Here is a 17296-nt window from a genome sequence, read left to right as displayed (position 1 = left end):
GGAGGGACACGCCACAGGAAGGGCGTGACGTCATTCTGCGGGCGCTGGAGGTGGGTGGACGAGGGGCGGATCCCCCACCCCTCACTCCTCGACCAGGCCGCTCTCGATGCCGGTCTTGCGGAGCTTGCGCAGGGCCCGCTGCACCACCTGGCGGCAGTACTCGCGGCTGCACTCCAGCTGGCGCGCCACCTCGGCCAGGGTGCGCCACTCGTGGCTGCCGTCGAGACCGAAGCGCAGCATCACCACCGTGCGTTCCTTGGGGGTGAGGTTGGACTTCTCCAGGAGCGTCCAGACCGAGGCGGTGCGCTCGGCCTGCTCGGCCCGCTCCATCGGCGCCGGTTCGTTGCTGGGCAGCACGTCGACCAGCTCGGAGGGATCGGCCTTGGAGCGCACGGCCCCCTGCAGGCTCACGGTGACGCTGCGCAGCTCGCAGCCCAGCAGGTCCTCCACTTCGGCCACGGGCAACCCCATGGCGGTGGCCAGCTCGGCGGCGTTGGGGGAGGAGCCGTGGGACTGGAGGTGCCGCGCCTTGGCGGCCCGCAGGCGGGTGAGTTTCTCGTTGACGTTGACGGGGATCCGGATCGTGCGGCTCTGGGTGGAGAGGGCCCGGTTGAGGCCCTGGCGGATCCACCAGTAGGCATAAGTGCTGAATCGGTGACCGCGGGTGGGGTCGAACTTCTCGACCGCGCGGGTCAGACCGATCGTTCCTTCCTGGATGAGGTCAAGCAGATCGAGGCCCTTGCCTTGATAACGCTTGGCGAGGTTGACGACGAGCCGCAGATTGGCTGTCACCATTTGCTGTTTTGCACGCTCCCCGTTGCGCAGGGTGCGCTTCTCGAGATCATCGAATTCGCAGGCCGGGCCGCTGCCGCCGGCCTGGGCGCAACGCTCGTTGAGGCTCACCATCGCCTGCACTTTTCGCCCGAGGGTGAGCTCCTGCTCAGGGGTAAGCAGCTGGTGACGGCCGATCTCGCCGAGAAAGGCACTGAGGGAACTCGCCATGGAGCATCCGAATCGCTCTGTCGAACCTAGGGTTGTTTCTGGATGTTCCTGAAACGAACAGAAAGCCTTCAGTGTTCCGTTGCGGCTTCCACATACGACACCCTGCATCGCCCGTTGTTTCCATAATTTGTTCTGATTTCCTCTTTCCAGAGCCGCCCAGGGTTCCCGGCGACCGGGAGCCAGCCGCTACCGTCCGGGGCGATCACCTGACACCAGCCGATGGCCGGGCTTTTCTCCATCCCCTCCGAGGTGCTCTCCAGCGCCGGAGTGGCCTACATCCACTACCTGAGCTTCATGGTCTGCTTCGGCGCCCTGGTACTGGAGCGGCGCCTGATCCGGCCCGACCCTGACCGCAAGGACGCGGTCCTGATGGTGATCACGGACGTGACCTACGGCCTGGCCGCCCTGGGGGTGCTGCTCAGCGGCATCCTGCGGGTGCTGTACTTCGGCCAGGGCTCGAGCTTTTACACCGAGAACCCCCTGTTCTGGTGGAAGGTGGGCACCTATCTGGCGGTGGGCGCCCTTTCCCTGTACCCCACCATCACCTACATCCTCTGGGCGATCCCCCTGCGCAAGGGGGAGCTGCCCAAAGTCAGCGAGGCCCTGGCCAACCGCCTGCGCTGGGTGCTGAACATCGAGCTGGCGGGCTTTGCCGCCATTCCCCTGATGGCGGCCCTGATGGCCCGCGGCGTCGGACTGGCGGGCTGATGGGCCGGCGCTGGCCGCTCCGGCTGGTGCTAGGGGGCTGCCTGCCCGCCCTGCTGGCGCCCTCCCTGCGGCTGCCGGCGCTGGCGGAGCCCTCCGCGGCCGCCGGCCCCACCTGTGCCCCCGGCCGGGCCAGCCGGCCCATGGAACTCAGCCGCCCTGCAGCCACACCGCGAATCGCCTCCACGGCGCCCCCCGCTGCTGCCCCGGCCGGAGCCACGGACTACCGCCAGTGGCTGCGGCCGACCCCCTTCGGCTGGGCCCGCCTCGATCACTGGTGCGTCTGGGTGGAGCCCGCGGGCACTGACGGGCCGGCCCAGATGTGGGACGAGCGCTGGCTTGCCGCAGTGGAGCGGGCCCTGGGCACCTGGCGGCAAGAGCTGGCGATCACCCGGGTGGCGGATCCGGCGGCGGCCCAGGTGCGGGTCCTGCGGCGCCGACCGCCCCTGCGCCGGGAGGCCTCGGGCCGTACCCGGGCCAGCCATGGCCGGGCCGAGCTGGAGGTGCTGGCGGTGGAACGACAGGGGGGCTGGATCCTGGAGCCCCAGGTGCGGGTGCTGATCAGCCCGGGGCAGCGGCCCGAGGCCACCGAAGCCACGGCGCTGCACGAGCTGGGCCATGCCTTCGGGCTGTGGGGCCACAGCGACGATCCGGCCGATGCGATGGCGGCGGTGCCGGGGCCCCGGCCGGTGCTGGCGCTCAGCCCGCGGGATCGGGCCACGCTGCGCTGGCTCTACCGCCAGCCCACCGACTTCGGCCGGCCCCTGCCAGCGGCAGCGGTGCCCGCTCAGCCTGGCGGGGCGTCTTCCGGGGGCGCGGGCCGCTGAGCAGGGTGCCGGTGGTGGTAGGGAACGAAGCCGAAGCCGTAGATCTGCTCGAGCCGGGAGGGGCTGAGGGCGTGGTCGGGGGTGCCGTGGCAGCGCAGGCTGCGGTTGAGGCAGAGCACGCCGTCGCAGGTGCGGCGCACCATCTCCAGGTCATGGGAGACCTGCAGGATCGTCCAGCCCTCGCTGCGGCGCAGTTGGTAGAGGAGGGTGTGGAACTGTTCGGCGGCGCGGGCGTCGAGGCCGGCCTGGGCCTCATCAAGCACCAGCAGGCGGCGGGGGCGCACCACGCAGGAGGCCAGCAGGACGCGTTTGAGCTGGCCGCCGGAGAGTTCGGAGAGCAGGCGATCGGCCAGGTCGGCGCAGAGGGTCTTGCGCAGGGCGGCGCGGACGGCGCTGCGGCGGGCCTCGCGGCCCAGCCAGGGCAGGGCCAGGCCCGGCGCATCCCAGCCCAGGCCAACGAACTCGGCCACCGTGAGCGGGAAGCGGCCTCGGGGGATGAGGGTCTGGGGCAGGTAGGCGAGCCGGGCGCGCAGCTCGCGCGGCAGCTGGCCGCGGCTGCCGAGGCTGCAGCCGAGGAAGCGCACCTCACCGGCCTGGCGGGGCAGGATTCCGAGGATGGCCTGCACCAGGGTGCTCTTGCCGGCGCCGTTGGGGCCGACAAGGGCCGTGTCGGACTCGGCCAGCAACTGGAAGCTGACGTCATCGACGGCCGTGACTCCCTCGCGCCGCACGCTGAGGTGGCTGACTTCGAGAACCATTTCGGCCATTGCTCCAGCCTACCCAGAAGCCCCACGGCCGGCCGCCGCCGCCGAGAATGGGGCCTCAACGCTGCGCCCTTCCCCCCGCCATGACCTGCCTCGCCGTGACCGGAGCTTCAGGCAAGACGGGCTGGCGGGTGGTGCAGGAGGCCCTGGCCCGGGGCTGGCGGGTGAAGGCGATCCTGCGGCCGAGCTCCGAGGTGCCGCCGGGGCTGGAGGGGGCGGAGCTGGTGCGGCTGGAGCTGGGGGATACGGAGGCCCTCGGGGCGGCGCTGGAGGGGTGCGACGCCCTGGTGATCGCCACCGGGGCGCGGCCGTCGGTGGATCTGGCCGGGCCGCTGAAGGTGGATGCCCTGGCGATGCGCCCCCAGATCGCCGCTTGCAAAGCCGCCGGTGTGACGCGGGTGGTGCTGGTGAGTTCGCTGTGCAGCGGCCGCTGGCTGCATCCGCTGAACCTGTTCGGGCTGATCCTGGTGTGGAAGGGGGTGGGGGAACGCTGGCTGGCGGCCAGCGGCCTGGAGTGGACGGTGGTGCGACCCGGCGGACTGAAGGAAACCGAGGAGGGGATCGAGGCCGAGGGCATCCGCTTCAGCGGGCCCGACCAGCAGGAGAGCGACAGCATTCCCCGGCGGCTGGTGGCGCGGGTGTGCCTGGATGCGGTGGAGAGCCCGGCGGCGATCGGCCGCATCATCGAGATCACCAGCAGCCCGCAGCAGCCGGCGGTGGGGCTGGGGGAGTGGCTGGCGAGCAGCGCCACCTGAGGGCGGCTGTAGGGTCGCCGCGGCGGTGGCGGCTGGATGCGCAAACCCACTCTCCTGCTGGTGTTGACGGTGCTGATCACCGCCGCGGCGAGCTTCGCGGCGGCCAACCTGCTGCTCCGCCACGCCACCCCTGCCAGCCCCCGCGTGGCGGCCGCCTTGCCTCCCCTGCCGGGGGGTGTGGCCCTGGGGGATGCCACGCCGAAGTTCGTGGGGGAAACGCGGGTGCTGGCGATGGAGGCGATCGATGCCACCGCCTGGGCGCCGATGAACCAGGCACTGGTGCAACTGGCGCGCCGCTTCCTTGACTATCCCTTCAAGGGGTTCTCCCTCGACGGCGGCCCGAAGGAGCGGCTGCAGCTGGATCTCACCAACTTCGACTGCTTTCTGTTCGTGGAGCAGCTGCTGGCGCTGAGCAACAGCCGCAAGGTGGACACCCTGGACGAAGGGATGGAGCGCTTCACCCAGCATGTGCGGCGGCTGCGCTACGTGGATGGCGAGGTGGACTACTGCCGCCGGCAGCATTACTTCAGCCGCTGGGCCGACGCGGCCGAGCGCAACGGCTACGTGGTGAACCTCACCCCGTTCCTGCCGGGGGCCAGCAAGCGCTCGGTGACGCTCAATTTCATGAGCAGCCACGTGAGCAGCTACAAGCCGATGCAGCTGCCCCGCAACAAGCAGTGCATCACCGAGCTGGAGAAGGACCTGGTGCTGAACCAGCCCTACATCCCGCTGGCGGCCCTGCCGGGGGTGCTGCCGTCGCTGCGCAACGGCGACATCTTCGCGCTGGTGACGAAGGTGCCGGGGCTGGATGTGACCCACGTGGGCTTCCTGGAGAAGCGCGACGGGGTGGTGAACGCGATCCACGCGGCGGAGGGGGCGGGGGTGATCCGCAGCGAGAACTTCGCGGCCTACGCGGGGAGGGTGAAGGATGTGATCGGGGTGGCGATTTATCGGCCGAGGCCGAATGATGGGGTTGAGGAGAGGAAGCCTGAAGGCATATCCAATTAGCTTGTCTTGGGTCTAAGCGCTGACGAGGCCTCAACGCTCCTCGCTCGTCGACAAAAGTCTGTTCATGGGCTCGAGAAAGCCACTGCGGTGTGGATTACTTATCGGGTCAAGGGCCGGGGGCGACAAGAATAGAATTCCTTTAGCCCCATATCCACTCCTGCCATCCGAAGAATTGACTTCACAGTACCATTAGGAATATCAGATGACCTTCTTGGAATTACGACAGTCTTGCCATCACTAGTTTTCCACTTTCCATGGCTACCGCCACCAGGCGAAGGCTCAGGCCGAAGCCCGACCATTACTCTAAGCTTTGCAATTAGATCTCGGCCAGAGATCGCCCCTTTGAGCATCGATGCGCCTGCGACTGTGATCCGGTCTCCATCAGCCAGTCGATAGCACATCTCGACTGACAAGCCGTTTACCTTAATGGCTAGAGCAGCAGGATGAATTGTTGTAACACTGATGAATGTGATCGAGAAGAGAAAGTCCTCTAAGCTGGCACCGGCATGCACGCGAAACTCGCCCCAATCCTCGCAGTTCATTCGAGCGAGGACAACTAACTCATTGTCAGTTTCTTCCACAGGCTGAACCGATTGCGCCTCAACCTGGATGTGATCTTCAGGCATGAGCATAAAATCGCCCCCAGCTGGGGTGCCATTAACCTTAAACCTCAGAAGATGAGGATTAACTCCTATGGTAGTCAAAAAGTCATTCGTTAGATACAACCCCTCAAGATCCGTTCCTGGCTCTACGACAAACAACATCCTCCCCCCTGTGGGATTAAGCATTTGAACTGTAATCCGGACGAGTTGATTATCCATTAATTTAGATGCCAAGCGAGGAGTTTCGCATGACGCGCTCGCCAAGACTCGCCGGATAGAGGCACGTCAACAATACGTTTATCAGCGCAGAAGACAAAACTAGGTCCATATCAATAGAATGAATCAGTTTTGCGTTTCGAAAGACTCAGCAGGGCAATATCGCCTGGGTGGCAGCACGCCGCAACACAGTCATGATCAGGCACTTCAGAGCTTGCTGGAAGTTTGAGAATAGCAGTCTTCAGCCAGAGTAGTGAGTAGCAATGCTCATGGCACTTCCTTTTCGAATTGCCTGTTATTCACCCCTTAGGCATCTCAATAGAAACTACAACACAAAGAGCATTTCATTACACCTCTGCGTAACACAAGAAAATTGGCAGGATTCAGACATTTGAGTTCAGGCCAACTGAAAAATCCAGTTGGTAGTCACTAAGCGGATATCTTGCGGAATGTCAGATTAAATCTCGATCCTAGCACGCGCTTTCTTTTTGGAACAGAATGCTGCCAGTGCTGCTGGATATCCCCCATCATAACAAGCAGAGTTCCATGATGCAAAGGAAGAACAAGCTTAGTCTGATGATCTTTGTTCAGGCGAAGAACAAAGTCTCTAGATACTCCAAAACTGGCAGAGGCAATAACTGGATGATTGCCTAGCTCCGGTTCATCATCAGCATGCCAACCGAGGCAGTCCTGGCCGTCACGGTACCAGTTAAGCAGCACACTATTGAAACTGGCACCAGCAGCCTTTTCAACCATGGTCTTGAGGTAAAGAAGCCCATCATTCCATTCGTGGGGAACGGATGTGATCCCAGAGTATGAGTAGACCTTACCAGCATCGCCATACCAAGCGGTCAGACGAGGCAGAGGCACCTCTCTTCCATACATCCGTATGTAATCCTGTCTCCACTTAATGTTGAAAAACCGAATTGATTCAAACTGACTAAGAGAAAGCTTTCTCCAGCTCGCTTGGCGAAAGTCAAAGCCGTGAGCCTCTTGGAAGAAAGCGACGGCCCTGTCGGCAGTCTTTATGTCAAAGAAGTGCTGAATATAAAGCAGCTCGCCGTGGCGGATCCGTACCTTGTAGCCTTGCAATTTGTTGCACCATTTAGCTTCAGAGATGCCAGCTTGCTGGGTATTGAATGGCAAGCTGGGGCCGGGATGCGTAAGCAAGTTCACTTCCTAGACCTCTGTGGTCATATACAAGGAGACTTGAGGCTGATATCCTCTGGTAGAACGTAATCGTGCATCATGGACAATTACTCCTTCTAGAGAGCCTACAAACTCATGAAATGCACCTACCCGTCGCGACCCGCTATTACCCTTAGGGCTGACGGCAAAGATGAGGTGCGTCCCACGCCGGACAAACAACTTACGAGCAAGGCTCTCATAACTGAAAGTATGAAGGTCAAGCACATTTGACATTAAGTGCAACGTGCTGGCTCGATCACTTTTCTGAGAATCAGAAAGATCCACTTCATCCAACCCCTTGTTATGCAGTTTAATGACTGCAGCAGGACAGTAGGAGGAATAGACCGCATGAGCTCTCGCAAGGGCTATTTCAGAGATTTCGATCAACTCAATACAATCGACTCTTTCTCTGAGTTCATTGCCATAGTGATCCAAAAGACAAGATCCCGCAAGGCCCTGGCCACACCCGTAGTCAACAATATGAATCGCACCTTCTGGCAGGTTTATACCCTTCAGAAGGACATGCCACTGGCCTTGGGTCATGGGGCCATAGGAGTGAAGGTACTGGTCTAGCTGCTCAGTTGTCTCCAGAATGCTCCTTCCTCTGCGAAGAGAATCCCACATTTCTCGACCATGGTCCTTCATTCCAATTGAACGGAGCAGGTCAAATGAAATGTTTGCACTGTTGATTGCGCCAGATCCAATGGCAGACAGAATCGCATCCGAGACAGACATTTCGGTTGGGCGTGGGCAAAGCATTGACGACAAGACAGATTAACGGAAAGATTCAAGCAGCCTAGCTCAGTAGATTCCTGAAAGGACGACCCATAGATTCTCAGCGAAATACATAGACAAGCTTAACTGACTCTGAATTAGGTTCAGTCAATGGTGCGCTTTAGCCTGTTCACGTGGGCAGCACTCAAGAACCAGAACTGAGATAGGGAGCCTCTGGAAAACCATGGCCAACTACGGGACAATGGCTCTGTAATAACAGGCCAGGATTGGGTTGATGGGTAACAAGTAGCTCGACTTCTCGGACTAGGAGCAATCCAGCGGCAAGAATCACACCAAACGCGAGAAGTTCCTGGCCTGGATGGTAGTGGTAGTACTTTGGCAGGCCCAGCTTGATCTGATTGATCGCCATTACCCAAGACCAGTAGGAAGGGCGGCAGTCTTCCGTACCCACTGGCCACGATGCTGCACATCAACCCGTTGCAGGAGTGGTATCTACTCAGTGATCCTGCCATGGAAGAGCCCTTGTTTAAGGTGCCCGCCATGCGGCGCGTTGTGTGCATTAATCTGATCAGTGACCGGGTCCTGGATGAGAAGACGATCCTAGCCTTCCGCCACCTGCTGGAGAAGCACTAGCTGGGCGAGCAGATTATTGAAACCGTCAAAGCGCACCTCAACGTGCGTGGCATGAAGATGCGCTGTCGATGCCACCTTGATCGCGGCACCCTGCTCCACCAGGAACAAAGAGGGGGAAGCGGAATCCGGAGATGCACCAGAGCAAGAAGGGCAAACAGTTGTATTTCGGGATAACAGTCCACCTCAGTGTGGACAAGGATTCTGGCCTGATCCACTCAGTTGTCACCATATCCGCCAACGTCCACGACCTCACCCCGGCTGCAGAGCTGTTGCATGGCGATGAGGCCGTGGTGGACGCCGATGCCGGCTGCCAAGGGATCGCCTAGAGGCCTGAGATGTCAGGTAAGACAACAGAATTCAGGGTGGCGATGCGTCCGGGGAAACGCCGGGCATTGCCAGATTCTGAGGATGGGAGGCTGCCGGATCTGATCGAAGTGGCCAAGGCACACGTCCGCGCCAAGGTCGAACATCCGATCCGCGTGATCAAGCAGCAATTCGGATTCCACCAGGCCCGTCTGCGTGGCATGGCCACGAACTGCTCATTGATAGCGGCGCTCACGAATCTGATCGTGGCACGCCGCCTGTTGCTTGCGGCGTCATGAACGAGGGAAAGGTTAGCCTGGGAGTCCTGATTGGAGCTCATTAAGCAAAAAAGGTGAGGCGGCAAGAGCGGTAAAGCCCTGAGCGAGGCTCTGTTCAGTCAAATCCGAGCCCTGCACGGAGGCTTTGGCCTCAGCCACTGCTCAAGCACCTCTTGCCCAGAGATTCTCTAACGCCTACAGTCACCTTCGCGCCAAGAGCTCATGAGTGAACTATAAAGTGTTCGTTGGTGTGTCAAGCGCTTCGGATGGTTAGGCACTTTCATTTTCGGCGTCAGGCCATCATGAACCAAGCAGGAGTCAGGTAGAAGTCTCATAAAGATATCTCTGGAAGCCAGAAAAGATCTGGCCAATTTCTTCAGGTCTTCCCAGTTCTGCCACTGCATCAGCAATGGAGTTCTGGTAGCGGAGCCTCAGCAGCGGCGTGAGCTTTTCCTGGGCCAGCTCCTGTACGCCCATCGTCACATCGTGCTGGAGAACAAAGTCCAGGAAGAGCTGCTGCTTGCTGGTGAAGCGGGAGTGGGTGTAGAGGCGGCCTCCTTGCGCATGCAGTCGTCGATGGCGCGGAACGCCTGCTCAAAAGAGCTGGGGGCCGAGGCAGCGCGGGAACCTCTGGGGGGGCGTGTGTGGTGGGCGCGGCTGGCGCCCTGAGCATTGCCGGAGGCTTGCCCCGCCGAACCATCCACTAGGGCGACCGAGCCACCCCGGCCGCGGCCGGTCACGATCAGGCGGCGTCCTTGGAGATCGCCCTTGACGGCTTCATATTGGGCCACATCCCACTCTAGGTGCTCCCGCAAGCGGCCATTGCCTGCAGATCCGCCCAAGGCGGCGAGGGCGCCGAGGAACTCGTCGTGGAGGTCGTCGTTGGTGCCGGCGTCGCTCAGCGGGCTCTCAGCGGCGTAGGTCAACGGGGGGAGGAGTTTTGCCCTCTCAGGATGCCAGCAGGGCTACGACCGAGGCAAGTCTGGCCGGAGATGGACTCGCAGGAGTAGGGCAAGGCGATGCATGATGAGGTGAGCTGCTCTGTAGAGATAGGAAGGCAGGGTGAAGGTTTTCTGGTATCTGCCTAATGCTCAAAATCATTGGCGGGAAGAAGCCCAAAACGACCATCAAGCATCATTTCCTCCGACCGCCGGATCTTGTCGCTGGAGTGTGGCTTCATCAATCTCAGTATCACCAAGGTTGCCATCGTCGATTACATCAATACCTTCGCTCTGATCCTCTAAAGGCTCTACGGCCAAAGACTCTGCATGCAGCGCAAAGTCCTCACCAAAGATTTCAGAATAAGCAGCGAGAAACTCTTCTTTCTCTCTAAACTTCTTGAAGATGGGCCAGTCTCTATAGTGGCTTGATGGCATAGAATCACTTCTTCCAATGCGTCGCATGATCAATAGAGCATCACTAAATCTATCCGTCAGAACGGCATTGGCAAGCTGGAAGCTATCTGCCTTGGCAGACCAGTCAACGGTATTCAAGATTTCAATGCATTTGCCTGGATCGCCTTTCCACTTGTATGCTTGAGCACGGTTGATTAGCAGAGTAAGCTCTGCTGCGTCATTCGAAAACGTTTTGATTCCCTCAAACGCGAAATCGAGCAGGCAGATAGCACGTTTGTAATGTCCACGATCAATCAAGTCATATGTGAGACCAATCAGACTGGAATCCGCCTTCTGCCTATAACCTGGAAATAGCTTTCTCCAAAGTACATGACCAAGCTTAACTCCAATTTCGTAAACACATTCATGAGATTGAATGAAGTATTTAGCAGATACTGACAGAGGCGAACCTTCACCAATACTGGAATCCAAATTGCAGCCATGCTTTCTGCAATTCAACAAATATTGATTCGAGATGATACCGTCAGTATGAACGAATAGGTTCCTGCGTTCTGTGAGCTCAATAAAAACTGGCCAGCATTCAAGGCCCTTGGTAAGGGGCAAGCTAAATGCGTTTTCCATCCATTTGAATTGCTCCGAATGGCTTGATCGAAGAAGTGACTCGATCTCCTTCTTTAGGATAAAGTCTCTTGCCTCCTCAATGCTTCCTAGGCTGGCAATATCCTCAAAAGAGAGCTTGCGTTCCGAATTCCTTAGCAAATCTGGCTTATTGATAAAGATCGCCCGCAGAAGCCTTCCTAAATATGCATCGTACTGAGATACAAGCGATACAATCAAGCTTCTTGGGACAAGCTTGCTGGCGAGTGCAAAATTCTCATGCTTCCTGGAAAGTTTCTTCCACTCGCTCAGCTTCCGGTATGGAACTAATACTGTCCGCTCTTTGTCGTCGTCTATTGTCTCGCAATTATTTTCCTCAAACCTCTTTAGGTCTTCCCATGTCTGCTTAGACACTCCTTGAACTGCCATAACCATGCCAGGCAAGACACTACCAATTGAATCAACATGCCTGATAAAAAGATCAATCTCCGTGGATATACCAAGTTGGTCTTCGTCAAGAACCGGCGTGTAAGTCATCTACTAGTTCCACCTGTGCTGATCCTAGCCAACTGGGCACTACCCAGGAATCCTGTCCAACCACCAGAGGTTCACTCCAATTCAACAGACTTGGACGGGCTTCACAGGTCCGAGAACCACTTGTATGTTTCGCCACATAATGTCTGCTTCGATACAGACGCTAGGCGGGCTCCGATTCGTGACATGTGCAAAAGCATCACCCCTCACCCATCCAGCTCCAGCCACTTCCGCGCCTCCACCGCCGCCTTCTCCTGCCCCTGCCGGTGCCCGAAGGCAAATGCCGCTACGCAGATCAGCGTGATCGCCGCCGGCACCGTCCCAGACGGCAGCCGGTTGCGGCTGGCCAGATCGTCTGGCAGGCCCCCCAGCGTCAGCACCAGGAAGCCCACCGCCGCCAGGGCCGTCAGGCCATAGAGAAACGGTGTGATCGTCCGGCGCGTCAGGGCGTGCAGCAGCAGCACCGCCAGCCCCACCCAGGGCAGGCTCGAGCCCAGGGCCCACAGCCAGCGTTCGCCCGATCCATCGGTGAGCCGCCGCCGGCAGGCCAGTTCCCGCTGCAGCCGGCTCATTCGCGCCGTGGCGCCCCGCGCCGCGCCGCCAGCACCTCCTGCACCCGGCGCCAGTCGACGCCGTGGTGGGCCAGGGCCACCTGCAGGTGGAAGATCAGATCGGCGGCTTCACCGGCAATCGCGTCCGGGTCGTCGTCCTTGCAGGCCATCACGAATTCGGCGCTCTCCTCGCCGATCTTCTTGAGGATCCGGTTATCACCCCCCTCCAGCAGCTTGTTGGTGTAGCTGCCGGGCTCCGGGCAATCGCGGCGGCCGTTGATCACCCGCGCCAGTTCGGTGCACACATCCGCCGGCGGCGGCAGGGCGTCCGGGCCGCCGGCCGTGGCCTCGGCCCCCTCTTCGTAGAAGCAGCTGCGGGCGCCGGTGTGGCAGGCCACCTGCCCGGTCTGCTCGATGGTGAGCAGCAGCACGTCGGCGTCGCAGTCGTAGCGGAGGCCCCTCAATTTCTGGAAATGGCCGCTGCTGGCCCCCTTGTGCCAGAGCTCCTGGCGCGAGCGGCTCCAGTAGTGCACCTCACCGCTGGCCAGCGTCCGCTCGATCGCCTCCCGGTTCATCCAGGCCACCATCAGCACCGCCCCGTCCAGCCAGTCCTGGGCCACCGCCGGGATCAGCCCGGCCCCGTCGAAGCGCAGCGTCCCGATCAGCTCCGGGCCGGGCAGCGCCGCCCCCCCACCGGGGATGGGCGGATGACAGGATCCAGAGGAAGCGGCGGAGGGAGCCCCCACGGGACGCGACGTCAGCTGCAGTGATCCTCCCCCATGCCCATCCCCGCCGCCCACACCTGCAGCAAGAGCTACGGCGGCTTCCCCTGCTGCCACCGCCAGTGGCGCCACCCGGGTCACTGCCGCTTCGTGCACGGCTACAGCCGCAGCTTCACCTTCTGGTTCGCCGCCCAACACCTCGACATCCACGGCTTCGTGGTCGACTTCTCCAGCCTCCAGCCCCTGCGAGCCCGGCTGGAAGAGCAGTTCGACCACACCTTCCTCGTCAACCACGACGACCCCCTCCTCGCCCAGTGGCAGGCCCTGCATGACCAGGGCGCCCTCGACCTGCGGGTGATGGCCAACGTGGGCATGGAGGCCAGCGCCGAACTGGCCTGGGGCTGGGCCAACGACCTGCTCCACCCCCGCGACGGCGGCCGCAGCTGCTGCTGGCGCGTCGAGGCCCGCGAGAACGAGGCCAACGCCGCCCGCTTCACCGCCATCCCCGACTGGTTCGAGGCCGCCACCCCCGCCACCCCGGAGCCCTGGCCGGCGCCGTGATCCTCACCCGCCTGGCCACCGCCTGGGCCCTGTTCCAGGGCCTGCTGATCGAGGCGCTGCCCTTCCTGCTGATCGGCGTGCTGATCTCCGCCGGCGCCCGCTGGTTCGCCCCCGGCGGTCGCTGGCTGCGGCGGCTGCCGTCCCATCCCCTGCTGGGGCCCCTCACCGGTGCCGCCCTCGGCTTCGCCCTGCCGGCCTGCGAATGCGGCAACGTGCCGGTGGCCCGCCGCATGCTCAGCGGCGGCGCGCCCCTCGGCGCCGGCCTCGGCTTCCTGTTCGCCGCCCCCGTGCTCAACCCGATCGTGATCGCCAGCACCTGGGCCGCCTTCCCCGACCAGCCCTGGCTGCTGCTGGCCCGCCCTCTGGGCGCCGTGGCGGTGGCCGTGGGCCTGGCCCTGCTGTTGGGGCTGGTGGGCGAACCCCAGCTGCTCCAGGCCGACCTGCTGGCCGAACGGCGCCTGCACCAGCCCCTGGCGGCGGTGGGGTTGCTGGAGCGCTCCAGCGGCCTGGTGGGGGCGCCGCCACCGTCGGCCCTCAGCCCTGAGGCCGCCCCGGTCCGCCCGCCCCTGGCCGAGCTGGTGAAGCACGCCAGCCAGGAATTCCTGTATCTGGCCCTGCTGCTGGTGATGGGCAGCGTCATCGCCGCCCTGGTGCAGTCCTTCGTGCCCCGCAGCTGGCTGCTGGCGGTGGGCGGCGCCCCCACCCTCTCGATCCTGGCCCTGATGCTGCTGGCCCTGGTGGTGTCGGTGTGCTCGAGCGTGGATGCGTTCCTGGCCCTCAGCTTCGCCGCCCAGGTCACCCCCGGGGCCCTGCTCGCCTTCCTGCTCCTGGGTCCGGTGATCGACCTCAAGCTCGTCAGCCTGCTCGGGCTGCTGTTCCGCCCCCGCGGCCTGGTGCTCACCACCGCCGGGGCCGCCCTGATGGTGCTGCTGATCGGCCAGTGGGTGAACCTGTGGCGCCTGTGACGCCCCCCCTCCTGCAGCGGGCCGCCCTCTGGCGTGCCGCCAGCCTCGGCCTCTGGGCCCTGGTGATGCTCCATAGCAGCGTCGACGGCCGCCTCGACCTCCTCCTGCGGGCCGTGTTCCACCCCCTGGTGGCCCTGGCCGGCCTGCTGCTTTTGGCGGTGGCCCTGCTGCAGCTGCGCCTGGCCTTCGGGCCCGGCCGGCAGGAGCGGGGCGACCGGCGCCAGGCCCGCACCCTGCTGCTCACCGCCGCCATCGCCCTGCTGGTGCTGCTGCTGCCACCGGCCCCCTCCTTCGCCGACCTGGCCGGCCAGCGCCCCCGCGACGAGACCGCCGACAGCGAGCTCAGCTTCGTGCTGCCGCCCGCCCAGCGCAGCCTCACCGACTGGGTGCGGCTGCTGCGCAGCCAGCCTGATCCCAGGCTGTTCGCCGGCGATCCGGTGCGCATCAGCGGCTTCGTGCTGCCGATGGAGGGGGAATCGCCCCAGCTGGCCCGCCTGCTGGTGCGCTGCTGCCTCGCCGATGCCTCCCCGGTGGGGCTTCCGGTGCACTGGCCCGCCGGCCAGGCCCCCTTCCCCGCCGACCAGTGGCTGGCCATCGACGGGGTGATGGGCCTCAAGCCCGCCCCCGGCGGCGGTGAACGGCTGGAGGTGGTCCCCAGCCGCATCCGGCCGATCCCCCGGCCCGCCCGGCCCCTGGAACCATGACCCGACCCTTCCGCCTCCCCTGGGCCGGCCCCCTGCCGCTCACCCTGGCCCTGGCCGGGCTGCTGGCCCTCATCCAGCAGCAGCTGCTGCTGCGCCAGCCGCCCCGGCTCGAGCGGCTCACGCCGGTGGCCGCCAGCTCCGGCCCCGCCGCCCTGCAGGCCCGCTTCAGCCGGCCCATGGACCCGGCCAGCCTCCAGGCCGCCAGCTCCCTCGCCCCGCCCCTGGCCCACCGCTGGCTGGGGGACGGCGACACCCTGCTGCTGAACCTGTCCCCGGACCAGCGGATCAGCTCCCCCCTGCTGCTGGAGCTGGCCGGCCGCGATCGCCGCGGCCTAGCCCTGCCCCCCCAGCGCTGGCAGTGGGATCCGCGCCCCCGGTTGCTGGCGGTGGTGCCGGCGGGCAGCGGCGAGCAGCTGCAGGTGCGGGAGCACGACGGCCGCTGGCGGCCGATCTCGCCGGTCTGGCCGCGCATCACCATGGTCGAACCGCTCGGCGGTGGCGAGGCCGTGGCGGTGGTGTCGCGCTCCGAAACCGGCCGCTTCCGGGTCTGGCGGCTGCCGCTGCGCCAGCAGCCCCTGCGCCCCCTGGGCCGCGGGCGGCCGGCGGCGCCGGCCCCCGTCCAGGCCGGTGCCCCCGAGCCCATCGGCGCCGGCGAGATGGTCTTCGCCCACATCAGCGGCAACCGCCGCGGCGATCTGCTGGTGCAGGCCGGCGGCGAGCAGCCCGACCAGGTGAGCATCAGCCTCTGGCCCGCCCGGGGCGGCCCCCGAGTGCTGCCGCTGGAGGCCAGCGGCGCCTTGCGGCTGCTGCCCGAGGGGGGCGCCCTGGTGGTGCCCGAGATCGATGGGCTCAGCCTGCGGGACCTGCCCCCCCGGCCGGAGCGCCGCCAGACCCTGCCCGGCAGCCGCGACCTGAGCAGCTTCTGTCCCCGGGCGGGGCGGGCCCTGCTGGTGCGCCACTGGCCCGATTTCCGCCGCTCCCTGGAGCTGGTGGAGCCGGGGGTGGCCCCGCGCCAGCTCTGGCTCGGCCCCCAGGCCCTGGCGGCCACGGCCTGCAGCCGGGGCGGGGAGCGGATCTGGGCGCTGCTGATCGAAGGGGTGGGCCGGCCCGCCCTCACCCTGGTGAGCCTCGACCGGCGCGGCAGCGTGCTGGCCTCGCGGCGCCTGGCCGGCTGGGAACTCGAACCCGGCACCGGCCTCAGCTACGACCCCACCAGCGACCGGCTGGCGCTGGTGCTGCGGCCGCTGGGGAACCGCCCTGGAGCACCCCCGGCGGCCCCCCGGGCGGTGCTGATCGAGGCCTCCAGCCTCACCCTCCAGCCCCTGCCCCAGGAGGCCCTCCAGGCCATCTGGCTGCCGGCAGGGTAGAAACGGAACCATGCAGGCCCCCTCCGTCCCCGACCTCCCGCCGCGCCAGGCCTCCCTGCTGGCGGAACTGCGCGATGCCGACGGCGAACTGAGCGGCCAGGACCTCCATGCCCGGCTGCGGGGCGGCCCCTCCGCCATGGGCCTGGCCACCGTCTACCGCCATCTGCGCCAGCTGCAGCAGCGGGGGCTGGTGCGCTGCCGCCACCTGCCCAGCGGCGAGGCCCTCTACGCCCCGACCGAGCGGGACGAGCACCACCTCACCTGCGTCGACTGCGGCACCACGATGGTGCTGCCCCACTGCCCGGTGCACGGCCTGCACCTGCCGGGCGAGGACCTGGGCGACTTCCTGCCGCTCTATCACACCCTGGAATTCTTCGGGCTGTGCGGCCGCTGCCGGGGCACCAGGTCCTGAGGCCTGGCGTTCAGGCCCTGAGGCCTGGCGTTCAGGCCCTGAGGCTGTCGCGGTGGAGCACCGCCATCACCTCGAGGATCTGGCTGCAGCGCTCCGGCGGCACGCTGATCAGTTCCCCCAGCCGCTGCAGCATCGCCTGCTCCACCGGCTTGAAGCTGCGGTTGGTGTGCACCAGCAGGGCCGCCATCGCATAGGCCGTCTCCTGCTGGGGAGCGCTCAGCACCGGTGCGGCCTCCGCAAGCAGCTGTTCCCAGCCGTCGCTGCTCAGGCGCCCCAGCAGCCCATCGAACATCGCTCCCATCGCCTCCTCGCCGAGGTTGGCGTAGGGCGAGCGCACCTCCAGGAGCTGGCGCAGCATGGCGGCTTCGTCGCCATCGAGGGCACCATCGCAGGCCACCGCGGCCAGGGCGATGGCGGCGAAGGCTTCGCTGGGGTTCATGGAGCCGGTTCGGAGACCGCCATTCCAGCAGCCGCGGCGGCGTGGCTGGGGGGAGCGCGCCGGCAGAATCACC

20 protein-coding genes and 1 pseudogene are annotated in these 17296 nt (G+C 64.3%); 10 read left to right on the top strand and 11 right to left on the bottom strand.

All coding sequences use genetic code 11. From position 1 onward, the window contains the following. Nucleotides 1-81: 81 nt before the first annotated feature. Entirely contained in the window at nucleotides 82-1002 is a 921-nt protein-coding gene (locus tag CYAGR_RS15720) for a sigma-70 family RNA polymerase sigma factor (RefSeq protein WP_015110837.1), read from the bottom strand. Between the two features lie 219 nt (nucleotides 1003-1221). Between CYAGR_RS15720 and CYAGR_RS15715 the strand changes: the two genes are divergently transcribed. Both CYAGR_RS15715 and CYAGR_RS18885 read left to right on the top strand, forming a co-directional pair. Beyond that, a complete protein-coding gene (locus CYAGR_RS15715; RefSeq protein ID WP_015110836.1) occupies nucleotides 1222-1710 on the top strand; it encodes a DUF2214 family protein in 489 nt (162 codons plus the stop codon). Next, nucleotides 1710-2534, top strand: a complete 825-nt coding sequence (locus CYAGR_RS18885; protein ID WP_015110835.1) for a zinc metalloprotease — start codon at nucleotides 1710-1712, stop codon at nucleotides 2532-2534. Before CYAGR_RS15715 ends, CYAGR_RS18885 begins: the two co-directional genes overlap by 1 nt. Here CYAGR_RS18885 and CYAGR_RS15705 read toward each other — a convergent pair. Beyond that, nucleotides 2495-3301 (bottom strand): metal ABC transporter ATP-binding protein, encoded by an 807-nt coding sequence (locus CYAGR_RS15705; protein WP_015110834.1) that lies wholly within the window; start codon nucleotides 3299-3301, stop codon nucleotides 2495-2497. The two genes, CYAGR_RS18885 and CYAGR_RS15705, sit on opposite strands and share 40 nt — an antisense overlap. Before the next feature lie 80 nt (nucleotides 3302-3381). On the opposite strand from CYAGR_RS15705, the gene CYAGR_RS15700 reads away from it, so the two are divergent. Then, nucleotides 3382-4053: an SDR family oxidoreductase gene (locus tag CYAGR_RS15700; protein ID WP_015110833.1), complete on the top strand. Its 672-nt coding sequence runs from the start codon at nucleotides 3382-3384 to the stop codon at nucleotides 4051-4053. A 36-nt stretch (nucleotides 4054-4089) separates the two neighbouring features. Then, nucleotides 4090-5061 (top strand): N-acetylmuramoyl-L-alanine amidase-like domain-containing protein, encoded by a 972-nt coding sequence (locus tag CYAGR_RS16655; protein WP_015110832.1) that lies wholly within the window; start codon nucleotides 4090-4092, stop codon nucleotides 5059-5061. Nucleotides 5062-5159: 98 nt separating this feature from the next. On the opposite strand, the gene CYAGR_RS17910 is transcribed toward CYAGR_RS16655, so the two are convergent. The 3 genes from CYAGR_RS17910 to CYAGR_RS18615 all read right to left on the bottom strand — a co-directional run bounded on the left by CYAGR_RS17910 (nucleotide 5160) and on the right by CYAGR_RS18615 (nucleotide 7802). Beyond that, nucleotides 5160-5882, bottom strand: coding sequence for a type II toxin-antitoxin system HicA family toxin (locus CYAGR_RS17910; RefSeq protein WP_015110831.1), 723 nt, complete (start codon nucleotides 5880-5882; stop codon nucleotides 5160-5162). Nucleotides 5883-6308: 426 nt separating this feature from the next. Further along, nucleotides 6309-7025: an alpha-ketoglutarate-dependent dioxygenase AlkB family protein gene (locus tag CYAGR_RS17450; protein ID WP_015110830.1), complete on the bottom strand. Its 717-nt coding sequence runs from the start codon at nucleotides 7023-7025 to the stop codon at nucleotides 6309-6311. A 33-nt stretch (nucleotides 7026-7058) separates the two neighbouring features. Beyond that, the gene (locus CYAGR_RS18615) at nucleotides 7059-7802 is read right to left on the bottom strand and encodes a class I SAM-dependent methyltransferase (RefSeq protein WP_156818497.1); all 744 of its coding nucleotides are present in this window, start codon (nucleotides 7800-7802) and stop codon (nucleotides 7059-7061) included. A gap of 349 nt (nucleotides 7803-8151) precedes the next feature. On the opposite strand from CYAGR_RS18615, the pseudogene CYAGR_RS15690 reads away from it, so the two are divergent. After that, a pseudogene (locus tag CYAGR_RS15690) lies at nucleotides 8152-9037 on the top strand (IS5 family transposase). 297 nt (nucleotides 9038-9334) lie between these two features. On the opposite strand, the gene CYAGR_RS17445 reads toward CYAGR_RS15690, so the two are convergent. From CYAGR_RS17445 to hisIE, 5 genes are all read right to left on the bottom strand, one after another. Then, on the bottom strand, nucleotides 9335-9586 hold the full coding sequence (locus CYAGR_RS17445; protein WP_342662085.1) for a type I restriction-modification enzyme R subunit C-terminal domain-containing protein: 252 nt from the start codon (nucleotides 9584-9586) through the stop codon (nucleotides 9335-9337). Next, a complete protein-coding gene (locus tag CYAGR_RS15685) occupies nucleotides 9496-9942 on the bottom strand; it encodes a hypothetical protein (protein ID WP_015110828.1) in 447 nt (148 codons plus the stop codon). The genes CYAGR_RS17445 and CYAGR_RS15685 overlap by 91 nt, the downstream gene beginning before the upstream one ends. A gap of 201 nt (nucleotides 9943-10143) precedes the next feature. Next, nucleotides 10144-11505: a hypothetical protein gene (locus tag CYAGR_RS18610; protein WP_015110827.1), complete on the bottom strand. Its 1362-nt coding sequence runs from the start codon at nucleotides 11503-11505 to the stop codon at nucleotides 10144-10146. Between the two features lie 203 nt (nucleotides 11506-11708). Continuing rightward, nucleotides 11709-12074 carry a hypothetical protein gene (locus CYAGR_RS15680; protein WP_043326000.1) on the bottom strand — a complete coding sequence of 122 codons (366 nt, stop codon included), beginning with the start codon at nucleotides 12072-12074 and terminating at the stop codon, nucleotides 11709-11711. Further along, nucleotides 12071-12733: a bifunctional phosphoribosyl-AMP cyclohydrolase/phosphoribosyl-ATP diphosphatase HisIE gene (hisIE, locus tag CYAGR_RS15675; protein WP_043327446.1), complete on the bottom strand. Its 663-nt coding sequence runs from the start codon at nucleotides 12731-12733 to the stop codon at nucleotides 12071-12073. Before hisIE ends, CYAGR_RS15680 begins: the two co-directional genes overlap by 4 nt. Before the next feature lie 99 nt (nucleotides 12734-12832). Here hisIE and CYAGR_RS15670 point away from each other — a divergent pair, with 99 nt between their 5' ends. Genes CYAGR_RS15670 through CYAGR_RS15650 form a run of 5 tightly spaced genes read left to right on the top strand, consistent with a single transcriptional unit; the run spans nucleotide 12833 to nucleotide 16784 of the window. Then, nucleotides 12833-13336 (top strand): 6-carboxytetrahydropterin synthase, encoded by a 504-nt coding sequence (locus tag CYAGR_RS15670; RefSeq protein WP_015110825.1) that lies wholly within the window; start codon nucleotides 12833-12835, stop codon nucleotides 13334-13336. After that, entirely contained in the window at nucleotides 13333-14301 is a 969-nt protein-coding gene (locus tag CYAGR_RS15665; protein ID WP_015110824.1) for a permease, read from the top strand. Before CYAGR_RS15670 ends, CYAGR_RS15665 begins: the two co-directional genes overlap by 4 nt. After that, entirely contained in the window at nucleotides 14298-15005 is a 708-nt protein-coding gene (locus tag CYAGR_RS15660) for a TIGR03943 family putative permease subunit (RefSeq protein WP_015110823.1), read from the top strand. Before CYAGR_RS15665 ends, CYAGR_RS15660 begins: the two co-directional genes overlap by 4 nt. Further along, nucleotides 15002-16372: a hypothetical protein gene (locus CYAGR_RS15655; RefSeq protein WP_015110822.1), complete on the top strand. Its 1371-nt coding sequence runs from the start codon at nucleotides 15002-15004 to the stop codon at nucleotides 16370-16372. Before CYAGR_RS15660 ends, CYAGR_RS15655 begins: the two co-directional genes overlap by 4 nt. A 10-nt stretch (nucleotides 16373-16382) precedes the next feature. Further along, the gene (locus CYAGR_RS15650) at nucleotides 16383-16784 is read left to right on the top strand and encodes a Fur family transcriptional regulator (RefSeq protein ID WP_015110821.1); all 402 of its coding nucleotides are present in this window, start codon (nucleotides 16383-16385) and stop codon (nucleotides 16782-16784) included. Nucleotides 16785-16815: 31 nt separating this feature from the next. On the opposite strand, the gene CYAGR_RS15645 is transcribed toward CYAGR_RS15650, so the two are convergent. Then, entirely contained in the window at nucleotides 16816-17223 is a 408-nt protein-coding gene (locus CYAGR_RS15645) for a tellurite resistance TerB family protein (protein WP_015110820.1), read from the bottom strand. Nucleotides 17224-17296 lie beyond the last annotated feature (73 nt).

Source organism: Cyanobium gracile PCC 6307 (assembly GCF_000316515.1).
Classification (GTDB): Bacteria; Cyanobacteriota; Cyanobacteriia; order PCC-6307; family Cyanobiaceae; genus Cyanobium; species Cyanobium gracile.
The sequence above is the reverse complement of the archived record's forward strand: the minus strand, read 5'-3'. Positions and strand labels throughout refer to the sequence as shown.